1 rRNA gene is annotated in these 1,759 nt (G+C 53.5%); it reads right to left on the reverse strand.

What is annotated here, in order from left to right:
• Window positions 1–45: 45 nt before the first annotated feature.
• Window positions 46–1,586 (reverse strand): 16S ribosomal RNA (locus ABEH87_RS21460).
• Window positions 1,587–1,759: the final 173 nt, after the last annotated feature.

Consider the following 1,759-nt stretch of genomic DNA (forward strand, 5'->3'; position numbering starts at 1 on the left):
TATCAGACAATCTGTGTGGACACTGCGCGGGAAGGTATCTTCAGGTAAGGAGGTGATCCAACCGCAGGTTCCCCTACGGTTACCTTGTTACGACTTCACCCCAGTCATGAATCACAAAGTGGTAAGCGCCCTCCCGAAGGTTAAGCTACCTACTTCTTTTGCAACCCACTCCCATGGTGTGACGGGCGGTGTGTACAAGGCCCGGGAACGTATTCACCGTAGCATTCTGATCTACGATTACTAGCGATTCCGACTTCACGGAGTCGAGTTGCAGACTCCGATCCGGACTACGACGCACTTTATGAGGTCCGCTTGCTCTCGCGAGGTCGCTTCTCTTTGTATGCGCCATTGTAGCACGTGTGTAGCCCTGGCCGTAAGGGCCATGATGACTTGACGTCATCCCCACCTTCCTCCGGTTTATCACCGGCAGTCTCCTTTGAGTTCCCGGCATTACCCGCTGGCAACAAAGGATAAGGGTTGCGCTCGTTGCGGGACTTAACCCAACATTTCACAACACGAGCTGACGACAGCCATGCAGCACCTGTCTCACGGTTCCCGAAGGCACTAAGGCATCTCTGCCGAATTCCGTGGATGTCAAGGCCAGGTAAGGTTCTTCGCGTTGCATCGAATTAAACCACATGCTCCACCGCTTGTGCGGGCCCCCGTCAATTCATTTGAGTTTTAACCTTGCGGCCGTACTCCCCAGGCGGTCGACTTAACGCGTTAGCTCCGGAAGCCACGCCTCAAGGGCACAACCTCCAAGTCGACATCGTTTACGGCGTGGACTACCAGGGTATCTAATCCTGTTTGCTCCCCACGCTTTCGCACCTGAGCGTCAGTCTTTGTCCAGGGGGCCGCCTTCGCCACCGGTATTCCTCCAGATCTCTACGCATTTCACCGCTACACCTGGAATTCTACCCCCCTCTACAAGACTCTAGTCTGCCAGTTTCGAATGCAGTTCCCAGGTTGAGCCCGGGGATTTCACATCCGACTTGACAGACCGCCTGCGTGCGCTTTACGCCCAGTAATTCCGATTAACGCTTGCACCCTCCGTATTACCGCGGCTGCTGGCACGGAGTTAGCCGGTGCTTCTTCTGCGGGTAACGTCAATCGACGAAGCTATTAACTTCATCGCCTTCCTCCCCACTGAAAGTACTTTACAACCCGAAGGCCTTCTTCATACACGCGGCATGGCTGCATCAGGCTTGCGCCCATTGTGCAATATTCCCCACTGCTGCCTCCCGTAGGAGTCTGGACCGTGTCTCAGTTCCAGTGTGGCTGGTCATCCTCTCAGACCAGCTAGGGATCGTCGCCTAGGTGAGCCATTACCCCACCTACTAGCTAATCCCATCTGGGCACATCCGATGGTGTGAGGCCCGAAGGTCCCCCACTTTGGTCCGTAGACGTTATGCGGTATTAGCTACCGTTTCCAGTAGTTATCCCCCTCCATCGGGCAGTTTCCCAGACATTACTCACCCGTCCGCCACTCGTCACCCGAGAGCAAGCTCTCTGTGCTACCGTTCGACTTGCATGTGTTAGGCCTGCCGCCAGCGTTCAATCTGAGCCATGATCAAACTCTTCAATTAAAAGTTCGATTTGCTGCAACAAGTGCAGCGATGCTCAAGTGTAAAACGTCATAATGAATTTCATTATGTGTTCACTCTTAAGACTTGATATTTTTTGTCACCCGGAGGTGACTGATATCAATCCTGCGAGTGCCCACACAGATTGTCTGATAAATTGTTAAAGAGCGTTGCGA

Source organism: Erwinia sp. Eh17-17, from assembly GCF_039675725.1.
In the GTDB taxonomy this organism is placed as follows: domain Bacteria; phylum Pseudomonadota; class Gammaproteobacteria; order Enterobacterales; family Enterobacteriaceae; genus Erwinia.